The sequence below is a fragment of the Curtobacterium guangdongense genome (assembly GCF_049341845.1).
GTDB classification, from domain to species: domain Bacteria; phylum Actinomycetota; class Actinomycetes; order Actinomycetales; family Microbacteriaceae; genus Curtobacterium; species Curtobacterium guangdongense.
In genome coordinates this window covers 111,126-132,947 of sequence record NZ_JBMPIT010000008.1, presented here as the reverse complement: position 1 = coordinate 132,947, position 21,822 = coordinate 111,126, and the positions used below count along the sequence as shown (strand labels likewise).

The window sequence follows — 21,822 nt, the reverse complement described above, 5'->3', positions numbered from 1 at the left end:
CATCCGTTCGTCGGACGCGGCGCGCCGCGCAGGAAAGTTGCGCATCGCAACACTGCCTTGCGCGGCGGGTCGGGCGGCCTCGGCGGGTCAGGCGGGGTCGGCGTCGGCGCGGAGCCGCATGCGCTGCGCGTCGATGTCGACGAGCTGGCGCTGGATCTCGCCGCGTCGATCGGCGTTCTCGTTCGGGTCGGCGCGCTGGAGCTGCCCGAGCAGCGACGCCTTGCGCGCGAGGAGGTCACGCTCGATCAGGGCCACGACGATCCCCCGGCAGTAGATCGCCAGGTCCTCGTCGTTGCGGGCGGGGATCGGGGCGAGCGCGAGCTCCGACACGAGACCCCGGACCGGAGCGGGCACGTCGGCGGTCAGGCGGTCCAGCCAGTCCGGCCGTCCGAGCGAGTCGACGTTCGCGACCACGGCGTCACGGACGACGGCGAGCATCGGAGCGGAGAACGTCGCAGCGGCCGCGAGTCCGAGCAGCGGTGCACCGACCGACGTCGGCTGCTGCACCATCGCCATCACGGCGTCGCGCTCCATGCGGGTGATCGGGTCGTTCGGGAGCGATCGGATCCCGGCGACGGGCTCGTCGAGCGGCGCGACCATCTGCCCACCGGGTCCGGCCTGGCCGACGGGCACGGAGGACGAGGACCGGGAACGAGCACCCTCCACCGCCCGTCGCACGTCGCCCATCTCCATGCCGAGCCACCCCGCGAGCTCGCGGACGTAGCCCTGCGTCAACGAGCGGTCCCGGATGCCGGCGAGGACCGGTGCCGCAGAACGCAGGGCAGCGACCCGGCCCTCCACCGTCTCGAGGTCGTGCCCGTCGAGCGTCCGCCGGATCATGAACTCGAACATCGGCCGCTTGTTCGTGACGAGCCGCCGGATCGCGTCGTCGCCGCGGGCCAGCCGGAGGTCGCACGGGTCGAGGCCACCCGGTGCCACCGCGACGAAGGTCTGCGCGGCGAACCGCTGTTCCTCGGCGAAGGCGCGGGACGCCGCCCGCTGCCCGGCTTCGTCCGGGTCGAACGTGAAGACGACCTCCCCGTTGGCGTTCGGGTCGGCACCGCTGACGTCGCCGAGCATCGGGCGCAGGACCTTGATGTGGTCGACGCCGAACGAGGTACCGCAGGTCGCGACGGCGGTCGTCACCCCGGCGAGGTGGCACGCCATGACATCGGTGTAGCCCTCGACGATGACGACCTGCTTCTGCTTCGAGATGTCGCGCCGGGCGAGGTCGAGCCCGTAGAGCACCTGGCTCTTGTGGTAGATCGGGGTCTCGGGGGTGTTCAGGTACTTCGGGCCCTTGTCGTCGTCCAGGAGCCGACGGGCACCGAACCCGATCGTGGCACCCGTGACGTCGCGGATCGGCCACATCAGGCGCCCGCGGAAGCGGTCGTACGGTGAACGGTCGCCCTGGCCGACGAGCCCGGCGGAGATGAGCTCTTCCGTCGTGAAGCCGCGGCCCTTGAGGTGGTCCTTGAGCGCGTCGTAGGACTTCGGGGCGAACCCGACGCCGAAGTGCTGCGCGGCGGACGGGTCGAAGCCGCGCTCCCCCAGGAACCGCCGGGCCGGGTCGGCCTGCGGGGTCGTGAGCTGGGCGACGTAGAACTGCTGCGCTGCTTCGTTCGCGGCGATCAACCGGGCACGCGTGTTGTAGTCGGTCCGCGGCCCGTCGCCCTCTTCGTAGTGGAGGGTGAAGCCGATCTTGGCGGCCATCCGCTCGACTGCTTCGGAGAACGTGGTGTGGTCCTGCTTCATGATGAAGCTGAAGACGTCGCCGTCCTCTCCACACCCGAAGCAGTGGTAGCGACCCACCTGCGGGCGGACGTGGAACGAGGGAGAGCGCTCGTCGTGGAACGGGCAGAGCCCCTTCAACGACCCGACGCCGGCGGACTTGAGCGTGACGTAGTCACCGACGACGTCGGCGATGTTCACGCGTGCGCGGACCTCGTCGATGTCGTTCCGCGCGATGAGTCCAGCCACCCCTCGATCCTAGTTCGCCGGACCGACCGCGCCGACCGCGCAGCACGAGCCGTGCACAGCCGCACGGACCGCTCAGACGGGGATGTGGACGGCTTCCCGATCGCCGACGACGAGACGCCGGTGCCATGCCAGTGCGCCCTGGTCGGTCAGGCTCGCGACCTGGTCGACGACGGCACGCAGTCGTGCAGCGTCGTCACGCGCACCACGCCAGTCGGCGGCGAAGCCCGGCTCGAGCGCGGACACGCCACGGTCGGCGATCGCGTCGAGCAGCTCGGTGAGGATCCGCCGCTGGTCCTCGTACACGGGCTGCCGGTCGCCGTGGGTCATCACGAACGCGGCGACGATCCCCTTGAGCACGGCGATCTCGCCGATGATCTCCGGCGGCGTGACCACCGACGCGGCGAACCGGACGAGCGAGCCGGACGCGTACGCCTGGCGGGTCGCCGTGGTGGCCGTCCTGGCGAACCGACCGATGAGCTGCGAGGTCAGGTTCTTCAGGCGGGCGGCGTCCCGCCGGGAGCCGTCGTACGAGGTCATCCACAGCGGCAGCGATCGCAGTCGGTCGAACGCCTCGAGCAGCTCGTCGCGACTGAGGTCGTCCCCCACCCAGGCGTGCATGGCGGACACGATGTCGTTCTCGCCGACGCGGTCCCCCAGCGCGGCGACGTCGATGAACCCGGCGACGACGGCGTCCTCGAAGTCGTGCACGGAGTACGCGATGTCGTCGGACAGGTCCATCACCTGCGCCTCGATGCAGCGCTGCCGACGGGGAGCGCCCGCTCGGAGCCACTCGAAGGCGTCGTGGTCGTCGTCGTAGAAGCCGAACTTGGTGCGTCCGGACGACGACTCGGCGACACCCTGGGACGCCGGCCACGGATACTTGCACGAGGCGTCGAGTGAGGCCCTGGTGAGGTTCAGGCCGTACGCACGGTCGTCGTCGCCGTAGACCTTCGGCTCGAGTCGGGTCAGCAACCGGAGGGTCTGTGCGTTCCCCTCGAAGCCACCGATGCCGGCGGCCCAGGCGTTCACGGCGGTCTCGCCGTTGTGGCCGAAGGGCGGGTGGCCGATGTCGTGCGCCAGGCAGGCGGTGTCCACGACGTCCGGGTCGAGGCCGAGTGAGTCGGCGAGTTCCCGCCCGACCTGCGCGACCTCGAGCGAGTGCGTCAGGCGGTTGCGGGCGAAGTCGAGACCGGTCGTCGGGCTCAGCACCTGGGTCTTGGCCGCGAGTCGGCGGAGCGCACTGGAGTGCAGCAGCCGGGCGCGGTCACGGGCGAAGTCGCTGCGGCGGTTGCCGTGTTCCTCGGGCAGCCAGCGTTCCGCGTCGGCCGGCCCGTACGAGCTCGTGGCGCTCATCCGCCGCTGTGGTGCAGCTCGGCGGCGGCGAGGACCTTGCGGAACTCGGCGTCGACGTCGCGGCTCTCGAGCCAGCGGTCGGGCAGGGCCGTGCGCTTGGGGTGTCCGGCGCGACCACGGGGACCTTCGGCGTCGGCACCCGGGTACGGCGCGTCGTGGTCGAGCTGTCCGAGCAGGTCGTCGATCTCCTGCAGGCGGGACGCCATCGCGAGCCCGGACCGGACGTCACCGCCGATCGGGTACCCCTTGAAGTACCAGGCGACGTGCTTCCGGATGTCCCGGCATCCGTGCTCTTCGGACCCGAAGAACTCGACGAGCAGTTCGGCGTGCCGACGGAACCCGACCGCGACCTCCCCGAGGGACGGCATGTACCGGAGGCCCTCGCCGCGGAACGCCGCCGCGAGGTCACCGAACAGCCACGGCCGGCCGAGGCACCCACGCCCGACGACGACACCGTCGCAGCCGGTCTCGTCGACCATGCGGAGCGCGTCGGCAGCGGACCAGATGTCGCCGTTGCCGAGGACCGGGATGTCGGTGACGGCTTCCTTGAGCGTCGCGATCGCCGACCAGTCGGCTTCGCCGGAGTAGTGCTCGTTCGCGGTGCGGGCGTGCAGCGAGACCGCGGCGACACCGGCGTCGCGCGCGATGCGGGCGGCGTCGATGTAGGTGAGGTGGTCGGCGTCGATGCCCTTGCGCATCTTCACGGTGACCGGGACGTCACCGGCGGCACGGACGGTCTTGGTGACGAGCTCCTTGAACAGCTCGGTCTTCCACGGCAGCGCCGCGCCCCCGCCCTTGCGCGTGACCTTCGGCACCGGGCACCCGAAGTTCAGGTCGATGTGGTCGGCACGGTCCTCACCCACCAGGATCGTCGCCGCTTCGGCCACGGTGTTCGGCTCGACGCCGTAGAGCTGGATGGACCGAGGGGTCTCGGACTCGTGGTGCTGGATGAGCTGCATCGACACCGGCGTGCGCTCGACGAGGGCACGGGAGGTGATCATCTCGCAGACGTACAGCCCGGCTCCGTACTCACGACAGAGCCGGCGGTACGCCATGTTCGTGATGCCCGCCATCGGCGCGAGCACGACGGGCACGTCGACCTCGATCGGGCCGATGCGCAGGGGCTTCCGGGGGGCTTGTGTGATCGTCATACGGGCTCCATTCTCCCACGTCGGCGCGCGCCGGTAGCGTTCTCCACATGACGACCGATGCCATCGCCCGATTCGACGCCGACGCCGCAGCCCGCGGACTCCGGGTCGAGGTGGTCGAACGCCCGGCCGCGAACTCCCTCGCCGAGGCGGCAGACCTGCTCGGCATCACCCCGGGCGACATCGTCAAGACCCTCGTCGTCAAGCGCCACGACGGCGACTTCGTCCTCGCACTCGTCCCCGGCGGCCGGAGCATCGCGTGGAAGAAGCTCCGCGCGCTCGTCGGCGTGAACAAGCTCTCGATGCCCGACGCCGCGACCGCGCTGCAGGCGTCCGGATACGAACGCGGCACGATCACCCCGATCGGCGCGACGGGCGACCTGCCGGTCTTCGCCGACGAACGCATCGTCGGCCGTCGCGTCGCACTCGGCGCCGGCCGCCACGGTGCGAGCGCGTTCGTGGACGCCGACGACCTGATCGCGGCCTACGGCGCGACGGTCGCCGACATCACCGACGAGGAACCCCAGCGCTGAGCTAGTCGGGTACCTCTGACCAGTCGCCCTCGGCACCGGGGACCAAGCACGAGTCACCGTCGCACACCACGGCGTCCGCCAGCAGGGGCTGCAGCCCCGGCACGGCCTGCAGCCCCGGCACGGCCTGGAGGCTCGGCGCGGCCTGCGAGCGCACGTCGAGGTCCGTCATCGGGTCGCCTCCACGTCCGCGCTCGCGTCGTCCGCAGCACGCTCGGCCGCCGCGGCCACCTCCTCCGGCGTCGACGTCCGCAGCGCGACGACCTGGCGGAGCACCTGCTCGAAGGCCGCGGGGTCCTGCGCGCCGGAGACGCCGTACTTGCCGTCGATCACGAAGAACGGCACGCCGTTGATGCCGTACGCCTGGGCCTGCGCCTGGTCGGCACGGACGTCGGCGAGCTTGGCGTCGTCGCGCAGGGTCGCCAGCACCTCGTCACGGTCGAGCCCGACCTCGGCGGCCAGGTCGGCCAACGAGGACTCCTGTCCGACGTGCTCCCCGCGTTCGAAGTACGCCGCGAAGAGCCGCTCCACCATCTCGAGCTGCTTGCCGTGCTGCTTCGCCAGGTGGATGACCTGGTGCGCCTTCACGGTGTTGGTGTGGTGCATCGAGTCGAAGTCGTAGTCGAGCCCGACGGACGCGGCGATCCCGGTGACCTGGTCGAGCATCTGCTGCGCCTGGTCGACGGGCATGCCCTTGTGTCGGGAGAGGAACTCGGCCTCGGTGCCCTCGAAGTCCACCGGGGTGTCCGGGCTCAGTTCGAAGGAGTGGTACTCGACCTCGACGCTGTGCCCATCGGGTCCGGCACCGAATGCGTTGACGCCCGCTTCGAACTTCCGCTTGCCGATGTAACACCAGGGGCACGCGATGTCGGACCAGACATCGACCTTCACGCTGTCGTTGCTCATGCTGAACGACAACGCGGCCGACTCCGGAGCATTCCCGGAGTCGACCGCGTCAGTGGTACTGGTCCCTATGCGCCGACCAGGCGCTGCGCGAGGTAGCCCTGCAGCTGGTCGAGGGCGACCCGTTCCTGCGCCATGGTGTCCCGTTCGCGGACGGTGACGGCCTCGTCCTCCAGCGTGTCGAAGTCGACCGTGATGCAGAACGGCGTGCCGATCTCGTCGTGGCGACGGTAGCGGCGGCCGATCGCCCCGGCGTCGTCGAAGTCGACGTTCCAGTTCTTGCGCAGGTCGTCGGCGAGCCCGCGGGCGACCGGCGAGAGCTGCTCGTTGCGGGACAGCGGCAGGACCGCGGCCTTGACCGGGGCGAGGCGCGGGTCGAGGCGGAGGACCGTGCGCTTGTCGACGCCGCCCTTCGCGTTCGGCGCCTCGTCCTCGTAGTACGCGTCGAGCAGGAACGCCATGAGCGCGCGCGTCAGGCCGAAGGACGGCTCGATGACGTACGGGACGTACTTCTCGTTCGCGGCCTGGTCGAAGTACCGGAGGTCCTTGCCGGAGGACTCGATGTGGTTGTTGAGGTCGAAGTCGGTGCGGTTCGCGACACCCATCAGCTCGCCCCACTCCGAGCCCTGGAACCCGAAGCGGTACTCGATGTCCGCGGTGGCGTCGGAGTAGTGCGCACGCTCGCCGTCCGGCACGTCGAAGCGACGGAGGTTCTCGGGGTCGATGCCGAGGTCCGTGTACCAGGCGATCGAGTCCGCGATCCACTGCTCGTAGTGGGTCTCGGCGTCGGCCGGCGGGACGAAGTACTCGATCTCCATCTGCTCGAACTCGCGGGTCCGGAAGATGAAGTTCCCGGGCGTGATCTCGTTGCGGAACGCCTTGCCGACCTGACCGATGCCGAACGGGGGCTTCATGCGGCTGGTCGTGACGACCTGCGCGAAGTCGGTGAAGATGCCCTGCGCCGTCTCGGGACGGAGGAAGTTCAGCCCCTCCTCGGACTCGACCGGGCCGAGGTAGGTCTTCAGCATCCCGGAGAACTCGCGGGGCTCCGTCCACTGACCGCGGGTCCCGCAGTTCGGGCAGGCGATCTCGGCCATGCCGCCCTCTGGTGCACGGTTCTTCTTGGCCTCGAAGGCCTCGATCAGGTGGTCCTCGCGGAAGCGGTGGTGGCAGTGCAGGCACTCGACGAGCGGGTCGGTGAAGGTCGCGACGTGGCCGGAGGCCTCCCACACCTTACGGGGCAGGATCACGGCGGAGTCGAGACCGACCATGTCGCCGCGGCCGCGGACGAACCGCTGCCACCACTGGCGCTTGATGTTCTCCTTCAGCTCGACGCCGAGGGGCCCGTAGTCCCAAGCGGAGCGGGATCCGCCGTAGATCTCACCCGACTGGAAGACGAACCCACGGCCTTTGGCGAGGGCGATGACCGAGTCGAGACGGGAGGGCTGAGCCAAGGAGAACTCCGTAAGGTCGCCGAGCTGGGTGCCCGGTTCGTGAGAAACGTACCGGGCAAGACTAACGGCCCAGCACCGCCGCCACTGCGTCCACGTCCGACTCGTCGTTCCAGTGGTGGAACGCGAGCCGGAGTCGTCCGGCCCTGCCGGATGCCGTGATCCCCGCAGCGGTCAGCGCCGCCAACCCGGCGCCGGACGGATCCGGCACCGTCATCACGGCCTGCGACTGCCCGGCGACCCCGAGGCGGGCCGCCAGCTGGTCCGCGAGACCGGTGCCGTGCCTCCAGACCGTGTCCATGTCGAGCGACGCGACGTGCCGCAGGGCGGCGACCGCACCTGGCCAGGCCTGCCATGCCGGCGACACGTCGAACCGGCGGGCGTCGTCGGCGAGCCGCATCGCGGGGCCGTAGCAGGAGGACCAGACGTCCTCGCCCGCGTACCAGCCGGCCTGGACCGGGCGGAGCCACTCCTGGGCGACGGCCGCCACCGTCATGAACGCGACGCCGCGCGGCGCGCAGAGCCACTTGTAGGCGTGGGTGACGGTGACGTCGAACGGTGCGGCCGAGATCGGCAGGATCCCCGCAGCCTGGGTGAGGTCGCAGAGGGTCCGCGCACCGACGGAACGGGCGGCGGCCACGACGGCGTCGTTGTCCGCGACCGCGCCGGTCGCCGACTGCACCGCAGACCACGCGACGAGTGCGGTGTCGTGGGTGACGGCCGCCGCCAGCGATGCGAGCGGGACGCTCCGGACGTGGATCCCGCGGTACGCCTGTGCGAGGAACGGGAAGACGATGGAGCTGAAGTCCCCCTCCGGGACGAGGACCTCGGCGCCGTCCGGCAGCGATGACGCGACGACCGCGGTCATCGCGGAGGTCTGCGAGCCGGTCGCGACCCGGCTGGCATCGACGCCGACGATCTGCGCGAACAGGGCTCGCCCCTCCTCGACGAGCTCGCCGTACCGGATCGGACTCGATCCGCCGGCACCCCACTCGTCGAGGTCGGCGCGCATCGCCGCGAGGGTCCCCCGTGTCGGGAGCCCGGCGGTGCAGGCGGCGAGGTAGCCGTGGCCGTCGACGAAGGAGTCCATGCCGATCATGCTCGTGCGCGACGATCCATCACACCAGGGCAGGTCTGTTTGCTTCGCCATAGCATTGCGTTATGGACGATCTCGACCCGCAGCTGCTCCGCGCGCTCCGAGCCGTCGCCGACGCCGGGTCGATCACCGGCGCCGCCGCCACACTCGGGTACAGCCAGCCCGCCGTCAGCCAGCTCCTGCAGCGGGCCGAACAGCGACTCGGACATGCGCTGCTGCTCCGGGGCGCTCGCGGCGTGACCCTGACCGAGGCGGGACAGGTGCTGGCCGACCACGCGCTGCACGTGCAGGCCGCCCTGACCGCTGCGCAGGAGGACCTCGACGCCGTCGGGGGGCTCGCCCGCGGACGCGTCCGGATCGCGGGCTTCCCGAGCGCCTCGTCGACACTGGTGCCCGCAGTGCTCGCGTCGATGGCGGCCGCGGTCCCCGGTGTCACGACGTCCTACGTCGAGGTCGAGCCCCCTGAGGCGCTCGAGCTGGTCCGGCGGGGCGAGGTCGACGTCGCGCTGACGTTCACGTACGTGGGTGACGACGTCGCGACCGATGCCGCGCTGGTCACGCGGGCGATCGGGCGGGACCCGCTCGCGCTGGTCCGGTCGGGAGGCTCGGGGCAGGCCCGCCACGCCGGCTCGGCCGGTGCCGTCGCCGGTTCCGTCGCGGTCGATCTCGCCTCCCTGCGTGGTGCGCGGTGGATCGGCGGGTGCCCGCGCTGCCGTGGGCACCTGCTCGCCTCGTGCGCGAGCGCCGGGTTCACGCCGGACATCGTGCTCGAGACCGACAACGCCGCGGCGGTGGTGGGCCTCGTCGCTGCCGGACTCGGGGTGGCGCTCCTCCCCCGACTGGCGCTCGCGACGACGGTGATCCCGTCCGGGGTGTCGATCGACCCCGTCGACGACGAGCTCGCTCGGCGGGTCGAGGTCGTCGTCGCGCGCGGGGCCGAGCGGGTGCCGAGTGTCCGAGCGGCGCTCGACGCGGTGCGTGCGGCGGAACCGTTGCTGGCCTGACGCGTTCCGCGTGCCCCGCTAGGCGGTCGGGGCGTCCACGGCGCCGCCGTACCGACGGTCACGACTCGCGTACTCCTCGATCGCACCCCAGAGGTCGCTGCGGCGGAAGTCGGGCCAGAGGCGGTCGAGGAACACCATCTCGGCGTAGGCGGACTGCCACAGCAGGAAGTTGCTGGTGCGCTGCTCGCCCGAACTCCGGAGGAACAGGTCGACGTCGGGCATCTCCGGCACGTACAGACGCTTCGCGAGGGCCTTCTCGGTCACCTGGCTCGGCTTGAGGCGACCGGCTGCGACGTCCTCGGCGAGCGACCGGACCGCGTCGGCGATCTCGTTGCGGCCGCCGTAGTTGACGCACATCGTCAGGGTCAGCACGTCGTTGCCCGCGGTCATCCGCTCGGCGGTCTCGAGTTCCTCGATGACGCTGCGCCAGAGCCGTGGGCGCCGTCCGGCCCAGCGGACGCGAACGCCCCACTCGTGCAGCTGGTCCCGACGGCGGCGGATGACGTCACGGTTGAAGCCCATCAGGAACCGGACCTCCTCCGGGGAGCGCTTCCAGTTCTCCGTCGAGAACGCGTACGCCGAGATGTGCTTGACGCCGATCTGGATCCCGCCGGCGACGACGTCGAGCAGCGAGGCCTCGCCGGCCTTGTGCCCCTCGATGCGTGTGAGTCCACGGCCGTTCGCCCACCGACCGTTGCCGTCCATCACGATCGCCACGTGCTCCGGGACGAACCGTGGGGGGATCGCCGGAGGCGTCTCGCCGGTCCAGTCGATCGGCTTGAAGGGCTCCGGTTCGGCGGAACGACGGGGGCTCATGCGGTGCGGGTCCCTTCGGGGGCGCTGGGGTCGGGTGTCGGTGGCGGGGGTGCCGGGACGGTCGCGACCGCCCTTGCCGTCGCTTCCGGTCCGCCGTGCGTGGTCGGCACCGGCACGGGGTGCTCGGTGCGGTCGACGTGCGGCAAGGACTTCAGCGATCGTTCCAGGTGCCACTGGGCGTAGGCCGCGACCACGCCGGAGGCCCGGGACCTGCTCCGCTCGTCGGCGGCGTCGACCGTGCGCCAGTCCCCCGCGAGCAGCGAGCCGAGGATCGACAGCGTGGTGTGGTCGAGCCGGGGCGAGCCGGGAGGCGCGGCCCCGTCGGCGACGACCCCGCCGAGCTGGACGACGAACGCCGAGTGCGGGCCGGGCTCCCCCGTCACCGCACAGTCCGAGAACGACGGCGCCCATCCGGCGATGCTCATCGCGCGGAGCAGGTACGAGTCGAGCGTCGCGCTCGGCACGTGCTCGCTGCGTGACAGGGAACGGAGGGCTCCGACGAGCAGCAGGTACTGCTGGAGTCCGGCGTCCGCTTCGCTCAGTCGGTCGGCGGTCTCGACCATCGCGCTGGCGGCCGTGTACGCGCTGTAGTCCGCCACGATCTGCGCGCCGTACGACCCGAGCGACTCCGCCTGGGTCACGATGTCGAGCGAACGCCCCTCGTAGAACTGGGCGTCGACGACCATGAACGGCTCCAGCCGGGAGCCGAACTTCGACGCGGTGCGCCGGACGCCCTTCGCCACGGCGCGGATCTTGCCGTGCTGTCGGCTGAGCATCGTGACGATGCGGTCCGCCTCGCCGAGCTTGTGGGTGCGGAGCACGACACACTCGTCCCGGTACAGCGGCATGCCCCCAGTATCCCCCGCGCCCCCGACACGGCGCGCCGCAGGGGTCGGACACGCGGGGTCGAGCCGCGCGTGCCGCGGGTCCTTCCGCGCGTGCCGCGGGCCCTTCCGCGCGTGCCGCGGGCCCTTCCGCGCGTGGGAAGTCGAATCGCGCGTAGGCGGTCGGAAGTTTCCACCTCCCACGCGCGATTCGGCTTCCTACTGCGCGCGCAATGGGCCGGAACGCGCGACGGCCGGGAGGCACGGTGCGGGGCGGACCTGCACCGTGCCTCCCGGCCGTGGTGGCGGACCGGCTAGGCGGAGACGAGCTCCGGGGAAGCCCCGGCGGCGGCAGCCGCACGGACCGCACGGTTCACGGCGGACACGATCGCCTTGAGCGACGCGGTCGCGATGTCGGCGTCGATCCCGACGCCCCAGAGCCGCACGCCGTCGACGTCGAGCTCGACGTACGACGCTGCCTTCGCGTCACCGGAGGCGCTCATCGTGTGCTCCGAGTAGTCGTACAGCGTGACGTCGACGCCCTGCTCGCGCATGACGGACAGGAACGCGTCGATCGGGCCGGTCCCGACGGCATCGGCGTCCACGGATCCCTCGTCGACGCGCATCGTGACCGCGAGCTTCGTGGTGCCGTCGAAGTCGCTCGAGGTCGCGGTCTTCGTGATCTCGTAGCGGCCCCACTTGTCCGACTCGTCATCGGCGGGCAGGTACTCGTCGCGGAAGAGGTCCCAGATCTTCTCCGAGGTGAACTCGCCGCCCTCGGTGTCGGTGCGCTGCTGCACGACGCCGGAGAACTCGATCTGCAGCTTGCGGGGCAGATCGATCGCGTGGTCCGTCTTGAGCAGGTACGCGACCCCGCCCTTGCCGGACTGCGAGTTGACGCGGATGACGGCCTCGTAGGAGCGGCCGATGTCCTTCGGGTCGACGGGCAGGTACGGCACCGCCCACTCGACGTCGTCGATGCTCTTCCCTGCTGCGGCCGCCTTGGCCTTCATGGCGTCGAAGCCCTTGTTGATCGCGTCCTGGTGCGACCCGCTGAACGCCGTGTAGACGAGGTCACCGGCCCACGGCTGGCGCTCCGGCACGGGCAGCTGGTTGCAGTACTCGACCGTGCGCTTGATCTGGTCGATGTCCGCGAAGCTGATCTCCGGGTCGATGCCCTGCGTGAAGAGGTTCATGCCGAGGGCGACCAGGTCGACGTTGCCGGTGCGCTCCCCGTTGCCGAACAGGCACCCCTCGATGCGGTCGGCACCGGCCATGTACCCGAGCTCCGCGGCGGCGACGGCCGTGCCGCGGTCGTTGTGCGGGTGCAGCGACAGGATCACGTCCTGCCGGTGGGCGAGGTGGCGGGACATCCACTCGATGGAGTCGGCGTACACGTTCGGCGTCGCCATCTCGACCGTGGCCGGCAGGTTGATGATCACCTTCCGGTCGGGCGTCGGCTCGAAGACCGCGAGCACGGCGTTGCAGATCTCGAGCGCGACCTCGAGCTCGGTGCCCGTGTAGGACTCCGGCGAGTACTCGTAGTAAACCGTCGTGTCGTGCTGCAGCGTCGCCTCGGCGGCCTTGCAGAGCTTCGCGCCGGCCACCGCGATGTCGACGACGCCCTGCACGTCCGTGCGGAAGACGACCTCCCGCTGGACGATCGACGTCGAGTTGTACAGGTGGACGATGGCCTGCTTGGCGCCGTCGATTGCCTCGTACGTGCGCTGGATGAGGTGTTCGCGCGCCTGCGTCAGGACCTGGATCGTGACGTCGTCGGGGATCGCGCCCTCGTCGATCAGGCTGCGGACGAAGTCGAAGTCCGTCTGCGAGGCGCTGGGGAACCCGACCTCGATCTCCTTGTAGCCCATGCGCACGAGCAGGTCGAACATCGCACGCTTGCGCTCGGCGTCCATCGGGTCGATGAGGGCCTGGTTGCCGTCACGCAGGTCGACGGCACACCAGCGCGGAGCGCGATCGATTCGCTTCGTCGGCCAGGTGCGGTCCGGCAGCTCGACGGAGATCTGCTCGTGGAACGGGACGTACTTGTGGATCGGCATCCCGGAGGGGCGCTGGGTGTTCTGCATCGGTCGTTCGCTTTCGGTTCGTCAGGTGGTGTCGGCCGACGACGAGACTCCGCGACGAGGTGGGCCGGTGTGTCAGGCCTCGTCGCGGCAGCGAAGGAGGAGGAGCGCCGAGTACATAGCTCCTTCACCGTAGCACCGGTCCGCCTCGTGTGACGCGTCGGTTCCGCACCACCGTCACCGTCAGTCGACCGCGAGCGCCTCGGTCGGCGGGACGCGCATGGCTCGCCGGACGGGGGCGACGGTGGCCACCACCGCGAGGACGAGCGCACCGGCGACCACGATGACGATCGTGGTCGGCGGGAGCACCGGACCGACGGGCTGACCGAGCGACCCGAGCAGCGTCTGACCGCCGACCCACCCGTAGAAGGTCCCGAGCACGAGCCCGGTGAGGACGGCCGCGACGACCATCTGCACGGCCTCGGTCACGATCATCCGACGCACCTGCGCACCGGTCAGCCCGAGCACACGGAGCAGCCCGAGTTCGCGACGCCGCTGCAGCACGCCGAGGGCGAGGGCGTTGACGACACCGACCGCTGCGATCACCGCGGAGAAGCCGACGATGACGCTGACGACGCCGTTCACCTGGACGAAGAAGTCGCGCATGCCCTGCAGCTGCTCCGGGCTCCCGCCCTGGAGCTGCCCGCGGAGCTGTGTCTCGAGTACCTGCTGCATCATCCCGAGCGCGACGGCGAAGGTGACGAGCAGGGTGACGCCGATCACGAGTCCGATCGTCGCCCGGGACGACCGACCCGGCGCACGCATCGCGTTCCGGCCGGCGAGCAGCACCACCGGGTCCTTGGCCCCGAAGCGGCCGATGAGCGCCAGGACGGGCGGCATCACGATCGTCGCGCCGACGGCGATCCCGGCGAACGACACGAACCCACCGAGCGCAGCTGGCAGGACCGCGAGGGGCGACGCGCCGCTCACGGCGAGCCCGAGCACCATCAGCGCCCCGCCGCCGGCCATCAGCAAGATCGCCCAGACCTTGCGCGCGGTGCCGGACCGGACGTCGTCGTGGCTCGGCTCGACGCTCGAGGACAGCGCCTGCAGCGGCGTGACCGTCAGGACCCGACGGGACCCCACTGCGAACGCGCCCCAGGTCGCGAGCACGACCGCGACGATCGGCAGCACGAGCTGCCACGGCACGAGGGTGTAGGTGGTGTCCGGCAGGAACCCGTTGCCCCGGAGGACGGCGACGAACAGCGCACTGAGCCCGGTGCCGACGACCGCGCCGACGAGTCCGCCCACGACCCCCACGACGAGGCCGGCGCGGGTGATGCGGGAGCGGAGCGTCGCGCCGGTGGCACCCACGAGACGCTGCAGCGCGAGGATCCGAGTCTGCCCGGCGATGAGGGTGGCACAGGTGTTCGCCGTGACGATCGCCCCGACGTACAGCGCGATGCCGAGGAACAACCAGCCGATCACGTCGAGGATCGCCTTCACCGGTCCGAGGTCGGCGAGGCCGGCGGCCGCCATCGCCTGGGTGACGATGCCCGGCGCGATCACCAGCGCGGAGCCGAACGTGGTCCCGAGTGCGGCGACCAGGACGGTGGGCGAGAAGTCGCGGAGGGCGTTCACGCTGCGGCCTCCATCCCCAGCATGGTGGTGGAGATGTCCGCGGCGCTCATCGCCGGGCGGTCCCCCACGATGCGGCCGTCCGCGAGGAACAGGATGCGGTCGGCGTTGGCGGCCGCGACCGGGTCGTGGGTCACCATGACGACGCTCTGCCCCCACTCCGCGACGGCACCGCGGACGATGCCGAGCACGTCACGCCCGGTCCGGGAGTCCAGGGCACCGGTCGGTTCGTCGGCGACGACCACCGCGGGGCGCGATGCCAGCGCGCGTGCGATCGCGACCCGCTGCTGCTGTCCGCCGGACAGCTGGTGCGGACGGTGGGTCAGGCGATTGCCGAGTCCGAGCATCTCGACGAGCCGGTCGATCCACGCGGATTCCTGCTGGGAGGGCTTGTGCCCACCCAGCAGGAACGGCAGCCGGATGTTCTCGGCGACGTCGAGCGTCGGGACCAGGTTGAACGACTGGAAGACGAACCCGAGTCGACGTCGGCGGAGTTCGGTGAGCTCCTTGTCGCCGAGCTGCGTGATGTCGGTGCCGTCGATGTGGATGCGCCCGCCAGAGACCGTGTCGAGCCCGGCTGCGACGTGCATGAGCGTCGACTTGCCGGAACCGGACGGGCCCATCACCGCGGTGAACTCGCCGGCGCCGATGTCGACGCTGACGTCGTCGAGCGCCGTGACCCGGCGTGCGGCGTCCCCGTAGTGCTTGGACACGTGGTCGAGGCGGATGATCGGTGCGTGGCTGGTGGTCATGCATCCACCTTGACGATCAGGAGGCTCGGTTCGCGTCGGTCCGTCGGCTCTTGTGGATCGTCCGCTCGGCTTCGTGTGCTGTGGACGGGTCATCCCACCGGATGACACGGGTCGGTGCCGAGCGCTCTGCGCAGCACCCGATCGTCAGTCCTTCGTGACGAGCCCGTGCTGATGCGCGAACACCACCAGGCGCACGCGGTCCCGCAGCTCCAGCTTCGTGAGCACCCGTGAGATGTGGGTCTTCACGGTCGCCTCGCTGACGAACTCGTGCTGGGCGATCTCGCTGTTGCTGAAGCCCCTGGCGGCCAGGTCGAAGATCTCCCGCTCCCGCGGCGTCAGCTCGGCGAACGCAGCCGGGACGTTCGCTGCCTGCTCCTGGGCGTCGTCGTACCGGCGGAGGAGTTCACGGGTCGCCGAGGCCGCGAACACGGCCGTCCCCGCGTGCACCGTCCGGATCGCCGCGAGCAGGAACTCCGGATCGGCGTCCTTCAGCACGAACCCGCTCGCCCCGGCACGGATCGCCTTCGCCGCGGCTTCGTCGAAGTCGAACGTCGTGAGCACCAGGACCTTTGCGCCGTCCGTCCCGCCGTCCTCGACGATCTTCGCGGTCGCCGTGATCCCGTCCATGACCGGCATCCTGACGTCCATGAGCACCACGTCCGGGCGTCCCGTGCGGACGAGTTCGACACCGCCGGCGCCGTCGCCCGCCTCTCCCACGAACAGGAGGTCCGGCTGCGAGTCGACGAGCATCCGGATCCCGGTGCGGAACAGGGCCTGGTCGTCGACGAGCGCGACGCGGATCGGGGTGTCGGTCATCGTCGTGTCTGCTCCTGGTCGGTGGTGTGGTCCGTCGGCTGCCTCGTCGTGACGAGCCCCCGCGGCATCTGCCCGCTCGCGGGGTGCGCGGGCATCCGGACCGCGACGGCGAAGTCGTCGCCGCGGGGGCCGGCGGTCATGCTGCCCCCGGACATCGTGGCACGCTCCCGCATCCCGACGAGCCCGTGCCCGGTTCCCGGCCCCGCGTGCCCGTGGTCAGCACGGCGGTTGACGACGTCGATCTCGACGGTGTCCGGACGGTACGTCAGGGTGGCCTGCACCGGGGTGCCGTGCTCCCCGTGCTTGTACGCGTTCGTCAGGCTCTCCTGGACGATGCGGTAGACGGCGAGCTGCGTGGTGGTCGGGAGGGTGGTCGAATCGCCGTTGCGCTCCACGCGGACGTCGAGCCCGATGGCGCGCATCTCCGTCACGAGGAGCTCGATGTCGTCGATGTCCGGGGTCGGCGCGGTGCCCTGCTCGTGGCGGAGCGCGCCGAGCAGCTCCCGCACGTCGCCGAGCGCCCGCCTGGCGGTCCCGGAGATCGTGCTGAGTGCCTGGTCGGCGACGGCTGGGTCGGCCTTCAACGCGTACCGGGCACCGTCCGCCTGCGCGATGACGACTGCGAGGGAGTGCGCCACGATGTCGTGCATGTCGCGTGCGATCCGCACCCGCTCCTGCTCGACCGCGACCGCACGGTCCGCCCGGGCCGCGTCGCGTTCGGCGAGGAGCAGGGCCTCACGACTCATCCGCGCGGCCCGACGGGTCCGCACGACGACGCCCGCGAGCCACGGCAGCAGGAGCAGCGCCAGGATGACCACGAAGTACGCGATCGTGACCTGCATCGACTCCCGCGCCGGTGTCGTCGCAGTGTCGATGGTCAATCGCTGGGCGTAGTCCTTCGCGCCGACGTACACCGCGGCCGTGATCGCGCCGCCGATCGCCGAGACGAGTCCCGCCAAGCGGACGCGTCGGCTGCCGTACGCGCTCGTCGTGTAGACGATCGCGGCGATGAACGCATCGGCACCGTCCGGGTTCTGCCCGGTCACCATCTGGAAGACCGCGGTGACCCACGCGACGGTCAGCGCGAGGCCCGGCGAGAGCCGCCTGAGCGCGAGCGCCACGGTCAGGCCGAGCACGGTCAGGTACGCGAGCGGCCCGTCGATCCCCCGAGTCGACGTGACCGCGACGAGCACGCCGAGGACGCCGGCGACCACGAGGTCCACGACGATCTGGGCGCGCAGCATGGGACGGAACACCCGTCCACGGTACGGCTGCGCGCCGTCGTGCGCGTCAATCCACGGAATGACCCGCGTCAGAACCCGAGTCGACCGAGCTGCTTCGGATCGCGCTGCCACTCCTTCGCGACCTTCACGCGGATGTTCAGGTAGACGTGCCGTCCACCGAGCAGCGACTCGATCTCGGCACGAGCCCGTGAACCGACGTCCTTCAGCCGTTCGCCCTTGTGCCCGATCACGATCGACTTCTGGCTGTCACGCTCGACGAACAGGTTCGCGAAGATGCGCAGCGGTCCGTTCGGGTCGTCGTCGGGGTCCGGCTCGACCATGTCCTCGATCAACACCGCGAGCGAGTGCGGGAGCTCGTCACGGACGCCCTCGAGCGCGGCCTCGCGGATGAGCTCCGCGATGCGGTCCTCGCTCGTCTCCTCGGTGACGGCCTCGGCGTCGTAGAGCGCCGGCGACTCGGGCAGCAGCTTGGTGATCTCGCCGAGCAGGGCCTCCAGCTGGGTGCCCTCGGTCCCCGACGTCGGGACGATCGCGTCCCACTCGCGGAGCTGCGAGACCGCGATGAGCTGCTCGGCGATCTTCTCCTTGCCCGCACGGTCAACCTTCGTCACGATCGCGATCTTCTTCGCACGGGGGAAGTGGTCGAGCGTCTCGTTGATGAACTTGTCGCCGGGCCCGATCGGCTCGTTCGCCGGCACGCAGAACCCGATGACGTCGACGTCGGCGAGCGTGGACTGCACCAGGTCGTTCAGTCGTTCGCCGAGCAGCGTCCGGGGGCGGTGCACACCCGGCGTGTCGACGATGATGACCTGCCCGTCGGGTCGGTGCACGATGCCGCGGATCGCCCGCCGCGTCGTCTGGGGCTTGGACGAGGTGATCGCGACCTTCTGCCCGACGAGGGCGTTGGTCAGCGTCGACTTGCCGACGTTCGGTCGTCCGACGAACGAGACGAAACCGGCTCGGAAGGTGGGGGTGCTGTCGGTGTCGCTCATGCTGAGGTGGATCCCGTCGTGGTCGGTGCGGTGCCGTCGAACGCCTGCTCCGCGCCGGCGAGGGCGTCGGTGCGTTCGGCGAGCACGGAGATGAGGTGGCGGCGCTTGCCCTCGACGCGATCCGCCGTCAGCACGACGCCGGACACGGTCACGGACTCGCCGGCGGTCGCCAGGTGACCGAGCTCCTTGGTGAGCAGGCCGCCGGCGGTGTCGACGTCGTCGTCGTCGAGGTCGACGCCGAACAGGTCGCCGAGGTCGTCGATCGGCATCCGCGCCGAGATCCGCCAGACGCCGTCGGAGACCTCGACGCGGTCGATCACGGTGCGGTCGTACTCGTCGGAGATGTCACCGACGAGCTCCTCGATGAGGTCCTCCATCGTCACGAGCCCGGCGACGCCGCCGTACTCGTCGACGACGAGGACCAGGTGGTTCTTCGCGGCCTGCATGTGCCGCAGTGTCTCGTCGGCGTGCTTCGACTCAGGGACGAACTCGGCTGCCCGGAGCAACGACGTCACGACCCGGCCGCCGGCGCTCTCGTTCTCGTACAGGGCGCGCGCCAGGTCGCGGAGGTAGACGACGCCGAGGACGTCGTCGCTGTCCCGGCCGGTCACGGGCATGCGGGACACCCCGGCGGCGAGGAACTCCTCCATCACCGTCGACACGGTGTCCGCCGCGTCCGCCGTCACCATGTCGGTCCTCGGCACCATGACCTCGCGCACGAGCGTGTCGCTGAACTCGAACACCGAGTGGATCAGCTCGCGGTCGTCCGCTTCGAGCACGTTGCTCTCGGTGGCCTCGTCCACGAGCGACAGGAGCTGCTCCTCGCTCGAGACGCTCGACGTGCTGCCGTTCCGGCCGGGTGTGACACGGTCGCCGATGAGCACGAGCAGCCCGGCGAGGGGGCCGAGGACGATGCGCACCGCGTGCACGAGCCCACCGGTGACCCCGATGAGCCGGTCCGCGTGGGCTCGGCCGACGCTGCGGGGGCTCGACCCCACGAGGACGAAGGACACGGCGGTCATGATCGCCGCGGAGACGATCAGCGCGAGCCACCACGTGTCGAGGACCGAGAACAGCGCGATGGTGACGAGCACGGCGGCTGCCGTCTCGGCGAGCACCCGGAAGAAGTTCAGCGCGTTGACGTGGGCGCCGACGTCGTCCCCGATCGCCTCGATGGCACGGCGGCGCTTGCTGTTCCTGGCGATGTCGTCCAGATCAGCACGGGAGAGCACCCCGAGCGCGGCGTCGGACGCGGCGAGCAGGCCGCCGAGGACGACGAGCACGAACGCCACCGCGAGCAGGACGGCGACGAGCAGCACTGCGGTCACCGCCCCCGGCGCTGCGCGGCGAAGGCGGTCAGGATCTCCCCCTGCAGCCCGAACATCTCGGCCTTCTCCTCCGGCTCCGCGTGGTCGAAGCCGAGCAGGTGCAGGATCCCGTGACACGTCAGGAGCAGGAGCTCGTCGGTCGTGGAGTGCCCGGCGGTCTTCGCCTGCGACTCGGCGACCTGCGGGCAGAGCACGATGTCGCCGAGCAGTCCTGCGGGTGTCGGGTCGTCCTCGGTGCCGGGGCGGAGCTCGTCCATCGGGAAGCTCAGCACGTCGGTCGGCCCCGGTTCGTCCATCCACCGGACGTGCAGCTGCTCCATCGCCCCCTCGTCGACGAGCACGATGGCGAGCTCCGCGTCGGCGTGGACGTGCAGCGCGTCGAGCGCGAAGGCCGCGAGACGCTGGACCGCGTCGTCGTCGATCTGCACACCGGACTCGTTGTTGAGCTCGATGCTCACCGGGTTCCTCCTCGAGGATCGTTCTGGGGGTAGGGGCTGGTCTGGCGGTCCTGCGGGACCCGGCCACGGCGCTCGGCGCGGTTCGCACCGGCCGGGTTCCCTGCCGGAGCCGTGCCACGGCCTCCCGGTCGGTGCCCGGCCTGCTCAGCGAGCCGCTGCTCGTCGTAGACGGTGTAGGCATCCACGATGCGGCCGACGAGCGTGTGCCGGACCACGTCCTCACTGCCGAGCCGGGCGAAGTGGATGTCCTGCACCTCGGAGAGGATCTGCGTGACGAGCCGGAGCCCCGACACGTTGCCCGGCAGGTCAACCTGGGTGATGTCGCCGGTGACGACCATCTTCGAGCCGAAGCCCAGACGCGTCAGGAACATCTTCATCTGCTCCGGCGTGGTGTTCTGCGCCTCGTCGAGCACGACGAACGAGTCGTTGAGCGTCCGCCCGCGCATGTACGCCAGCGGAGCGACCTCGACCGTGCCGGCCGCGAGCAGCTTCGGGACGAGCTCGGGGTCCATCATCTCGTTGAGCGCGTCGTAGAGCGGCCGCAGGTACGGGTCGATCTTGTCCGTCAGCGTGCCGGGGAGGAACCCGAGCCGCTCGCCCGCTTCGACCGCGGGGCGCGTGAGGATGATCCTGGTGACCTCGCGCCGCTGCAGGGCCTGCACGGCCTTCGCCATCGCCAGGTACGTCTTGCCGGTGCCGGCAGGGCCGATGCCGAACGTGATCGTGTTCTCGTCGATGGCGTCGACGTAGGCACGCTGGCCGTCCGTCTTCGGCCGCACGGACTTGCCGCGGCTCGACACGATCGGCGTGCCGAACACGTCGGACGGGCTGCGCTGCTCGTCGATGATGCGGGCCGAGGTCGGGATGTCGGCCTGCCCGAGGTCCTGACCACGCTTGACCATGCCCACGAGCTCGTCGACGAGCGCTCGGGCACGAGCGACGTCGCGCTCCGGCCCGGTCAGGGTCACCTCGTTGCCGCGGACCAGGACCCGGACACCCGGGTACTGGCGTTCCACGGTCTTGAGGAGCCGGTCCTGCGGGCCGAGCAGCTGCACCATGGCGATGCCGTCGACACTGAGTTCCGAGACGGCTTCGGTCTCGGCGGATGCGGTTTCGTCAGCTGGCAATGTTGCCTTCCTGCAGGTCGCCTGCGAGTACGTGCGCGTGCACGTGGAACACGGTCTGTCCGGCGGCTTCGCCGGTGTTGAAGACGAGTCGGAACTGGCCGCCGGCGCGCTCGTCGGCGATGCGCTGGGCGGTGGCGACCACGTGTGCGAGGAGATCGGGGTCCCCCGCGGCGAGTTCGGCCACGTTCGCGTACTCCTCGGTCTTGGGGATCACGAGCACGTGGACGGGCGCCTTCGGGGCGATGTCCTCGATCGCGATGACGCGGTCGTCCTCGGCGACGACGGTCGCGGGGATCTCGCGGTCGATGATCTTGGTGAAGACGCTGCTCATTGGTCCA

Annotated in this window: 21 protein-coding genes; 2 read left to right on the top strand and 19 right to left on the bottom strand. The window is 70.6% G+C overall.

Annotated elements, in window-relative coordinates:
* Positions 1-87: 87 nt before the first annotated feature.
* From dnaG to dusB, 3 genes are all read right to left on the bottom strand, one after another.
* The gene (dnaG, locus tag ACO0E1_RS14335; protein WP_422874811.1) at positions 88-1,980 is read right to left on the bottom strand and encodes a DNA primase; all 1,893 of its coding nucleotides are present in this window, start codon (positions 1,978-1,980) and stop codon (positions 88-90) included.
* A 72-nt stretch (positions 1,981-2,052) separates the two neighbouring features.
* Positions 2,053-3,333, bottom strand: coding sequence for a deoxyguanosinetriphosphate triphosphohydrolase (locus tag ACO0E1_RS14330; protein WP_422874810.1), 1,281 nt, complete (start codon positions 3,331-3,333; stop codon positions 2,053-2,055).
* On the bottom strand, positions 3,330-4,484 hold the full coding sequence (dusB, locus tag ACO0E1_RS14325; RefSeq protein ID WP_422874809.1) for a tRNA dihydrouridine synthase DusB: 1,155 nt from the start codon (positions 4,482-4,484) through the stop codon (positions 3,330-3,332). The genes ACO0E1_RS14330 and dusB overlap by 4 nt, the downstream gene beginning before the upstream one ends.
* A 47-nt stretch (positions 4,485-4,531) precedes the next feature.
* Between dusB and ACO0E1_RS14320 the strand changes: the two genes are divergently transcribed.
* On the top strand, positions 4,532-5,014 hold the full coding sequence (locus ACO0E1_RS14320; RefSeq protein ID WP_402728488.1) for an aminoacyl-tRNA deacylase: 483 nt from the start codon (positions 4,532-4,534) through the stop codon (positions 5,012-5,014).
* Position 5,015: 1 nt separating this feature from the next.
* Here the strand turns inward: ACO0E1_RS14320 and ACO0E1_RS14315 are convergent, their stop codons facing one another.
* From ACO0E1_RS14315 to ACO0E1_RS14300, 4 genes are all read right to left on the bottom strand, one after another.
* Positions 5,016-5,183: a hypothetical protein gene (locus ACO0E1_RS14315; RefSeq protein ID WP_422874808.1), complete on the bottom strand. Its 168-nt coding sequence runs from the start codon at positions 5,181-5,183 to the stop codon at positions 5,016-5,018.
* Complete coding sequence (locus ACO0E1_RS14310) at positions 5,180-5,917, bottom strand: DsbA family oxidoreductase (protein WP_422874807.1); 738 nt, start codon at positions 5,915-5,917, stop codon at positions 5,180-5,182. Before ACO0E1_RS14310 ends, ACO0E1_RS14315 begins: the two co-directional genes overlap by 4 nt.
* Positions 5,918-5,982: 65 nt before the next feature.
* Positions 5,983-7,368: a glycine--tRNA ligase gene (locus ACO0E1_RS14305; RefSeq protein WP_422874806.1), complete on the bottom strand. Its 1,386-nt coding sequence runs from the start codon at positions 7,366-7,368 to the stop codon at positions 5,983-5,985.
* Between the two features lie 61 nt (positions 7,369-7,429).
* Positions 7,430-8,455 (bottom strand): aminotransferase class V-fold PLP-dependent enzyme, encoded by a 1,026-nt coding sequence (locus tag ACO0E1_RS14300; protein WP_422874805.1) that lies wholly within the window; start codon positions 8,453-8,455, stop codon positions 7,430-7,432.
* A 71-nt stretch (positions 8,456-8,526) separates the two neighbouring features.
* On the opposite strand from ACO0E1_RS14300, the gene ACO0E1_RS14295 reads away from it, so the two are divergent.
* Entirely contained in the window at positions 8,527-9,465 is a 939-nt protein-coding gene (locus tag ACO0E1_RS14295; protein ID WP_422874804.1) for a LysR family transcriptional regulator, read from the top strand.
* An 18-nt stretch (positions 9,466-9,483) separates the two neighbouring features.
* Here the strand turns inward: ACO0E1_RS14295 and ACO0E1_RS14290 are convergent, their stop codons facing one another.
* From ACO0E1_RS14290 to ACO0E1_RS14235, 12 genes are all read right to left on the bottom strand, one after another.
* Positions 9,484-10,281 carry an isoprenyl transferase gene (locus tag ACO0E1_RS14290; protein WP_422874803.1) on the bottom strand — a complete coding sequence of 266 codons (798 nt, stop codon included), beginning with the start codon at positions 10,279-10,281 and terminating at the stop codon, positions 9,484-9,486.
* Positions 10,278-11,129 (bottom strand): DNA repair protein RecO, encoded by an 852-nt coding sequence (recO, locus tag ACO0E1_RS14285; protein WP_422874802.1) that lies wholly within the window; start codon positions 11,127-11,129, stop codon positions 10,278-10,280. The genes ACO0E1_RS14290 and recO overlap by 4 nt, the downstream gene beginning before the upstream one ends.
* A 290-nt stretch (positions 11,130-11,419) precedes the next feature.
* Positions 11,420-13,192 carry a 2-isopropylmalate synthase gene (gene leuA, locus ACO0E1_RS14280; protein WP_422874801.1) on the bottom strand — a complete coding sequence of 591 codons (1,773 nt, stop codon included), beginning with the start codon at positions 13,190-13,192 and terminating at the stop codon, positions 11,420-11,422.
* 180 nt (positions 13,193-13,372) lie between these two features.
* Complete coding sequence (locus tag ACO0E1_RS14275) at positions 13,373-14,770, bottom strand: ABC transporter permease (protein ID WP_422874800.1); 1,398 nt, start codon at positions 14,768-14,770, stop codon at positions 13,373-13,375.
* Positions 14,767-15,519 carry an ABC transporter ATP-binding protein gene (locus tag ACO0E1_RS14270; protein WP_422874799.1) on the bottom strand — a complete coding sequence of 251 codons (753 nt, stop codon included), beginning with the start codon at positions 15,517-15,519 and terminating at the stop codon, positions 14,767-14,769. The genes ACO0E1_RS14275 and ACO0E1_RS14270 overlap by 4 nt, the downstream gene beginning before the upstream one ends.
* Positions 15,520-15,663: 144 nt before the next feature.
* Positions 15,664-16,335: a response regulator gene (locus ACO0E1_RS14265; protein WP_422874798.1), complete on the bottom strand. Its 672-nt coding sequence runs from the start codon at positions 16,333-16,335 to the stop codon at positions 15,664-15,666.
* Entirely contained in the window at positions 16,332-17,591 is a 1,260-nt protein-coding gene (locus ACO0E1_RS14260; RefSeq protein WP_422874797.1) for a sensor histidine kinase, read from the bottom strand. The genes ACO0E1_RS14265 and ACO0E1_RS14260 overlap by 4 nt, the downstream gene beginning before the upstream one ends.
* 56 nt (positions 17,592-17,647) lie before the next feature.
* Positions 17,648-18,571, bottom strand: coding sequence for a GTPase Era (era, locus tag ACO0E1_RS14255; RefSeq protein WP_281264239.1), 924 nt, complete (start codon positions 18,569-18,571; stop codon positions 17,648-17,650).
* Positions 18,568-19,899 carry a hemolysin family protein gene (locus ACO0E1_RS14250; protein ID WP_422874796.1) on the bottom strand — a complete coding sequence of 444 codons (1,332 nt, stop codon included), beginning with the start codon at positions 19,897-19,899 and terminating at the stop codon, positions 18,568-18,570. Before ACO0E1_RS14250 ends, era begins: the two co-directional genes overlap by 4 nt.
* Entirely contained in the window at positions 19,896-20,357 is a 462-nt protein-coding gene (ybeY, locus tag ACO0E1_RS14245) for an rRNA maturation RNase YbeY (RefSeq protein WP_402728478.1), read from the bottom strand. The genes ACO0E1_RS14250 and ybeY overlap by 4 nt, the downstream gene beginning before the upstream one ends.
* The gene (locus ACO0E1_RS14240; protein ID WP_422874795.1) at positions 20,354-21,484 is read right to left on the bottom strand and encodes a PhoH family protein; all 1,131 of its coding nucleotides are present in this window, start codon (positions 21,482-21,484) and stop codon (positions 20,354-20,356) included. Before ACO0E1_RS14240 ends, ybeY begins: the two co-directional genes overlap by 4 nt.
* Positions 21,474-21,815 (bottom strand): histidine triad nucleotide-binding protein, encoded by a 342-nt coding sequence (locus tag ACO0E1_RS14235; protein ID WP_281264236.1) that lies wholly within the window; start codon positions 21,813-21,815, stop codon positions 21,474-21,476. Before ACO0E1_RS14235 ends, ACO0E1_RS14240 begins: the two co-directional genes overlap by 11 nt.
* Between the last annotated feature and the right edge of the window lie 7 nt (positions 21,816-21,822).

Bases quoted from the DNA above. Each gene is read 5' to 3' on its own strand.
- ACO0E1_RS14270 (WP_422874799.1), bottom strand. From the start codon at position 15,519: ATGACCACCAGCCACGCACCGATCATCCGCCTCGACCACGTGTCCAAG.
- ACO0E1_RS14330 (WP_422874810.1), bottom strand. From the start codon at position 3,333: ATGAGCGCCACGAGCTCGTACGGGCCGGCCGACGCGGAACGCTGGCTG.
- era (WP_281264239.1), bottom strand. From the start codon at position 18,571: ATGAGCGACACCGACAGCACCCCCACCTTCCGAGCCGGTTTCGTCTCG.
- ACO0E1_RS14310 (WP_422874807.1), bottom strand. From the start codon at position 5,917: ATGAGCAACGACAGCGTGAAGGTCGATGTCTGGTCCGACATCGCGTGC.
- dusB (WP_422874809.1), bottom strand. From the start codon at position 4,484: ATGACGATCACACAAGCCCCCCGGAAGCCCCTGCGCATCGGCCCGATC.
- ACO0E1_RS14265 (WP_422874798.1), bottom strand. From the start codon at position 16,335: ATGACCGACACCCCGATCCGCGTCGCGCTCGTCGACGACCAGGCCCTG.
- ACO0E1_RS14315 (WP_422874808.1), bottom strand. From the start codon at position 5,183: ATGACGGACCTCGACGTGCGCTCGCAGGCCGCGCCGAGCCTCCAGGCC.
- leuA (WP_422874801.1), bottom strand. From the start codon at position 13,192: ATGCAGAACACCCAGCGCCCCTCCGGGATGCCGATCCACAAGTACGTC.
- ACO0E1_RS14290 (WP_422874803.1), bottom strand. From the start codon at position 10,281: ATGAGCCCCCGTCGTTCCGCCGAACCGGAGCCCTTCAAGCCGATCGAC.
- ACO0E1_RS14320 (WP_402728488.1), top strand. From the start codon at position 4,532: ATGACGACCGATGCCATCGCCCGATTCGACGCCGACGCCGCAGCCCGC.
- ACO0E1_RS14295 (WP_422874804.1), top strand. From the start codon at position 8,527: ATGGACGATCTCGACCCGCAGCTGCTCCGCGCGCTCCGAGCCGTCGCC.
- ACO0E1_RS14300 (WP_422874805.1), bottom strand. From the start codon at position 8,455: ATGGACTCCTTCGTCGACGGCCACGGCTACCTCGCCGCCTGCACCGCC.
- recO (WP_422874802.1), bottom strand. From the start codon at position 11,129: ATGCCGCTGTACCGGGACGAGTGTGTCGTGCTCCGCACCCACAAGCTC.
- ACO0E1_RS14235 (WP_281264236.1), bottom strand. From the start codon at position 21,815: ATGAGCAGCGTCTTCACCAAGATCATCGACCGCGAGATCCCCGCGACC.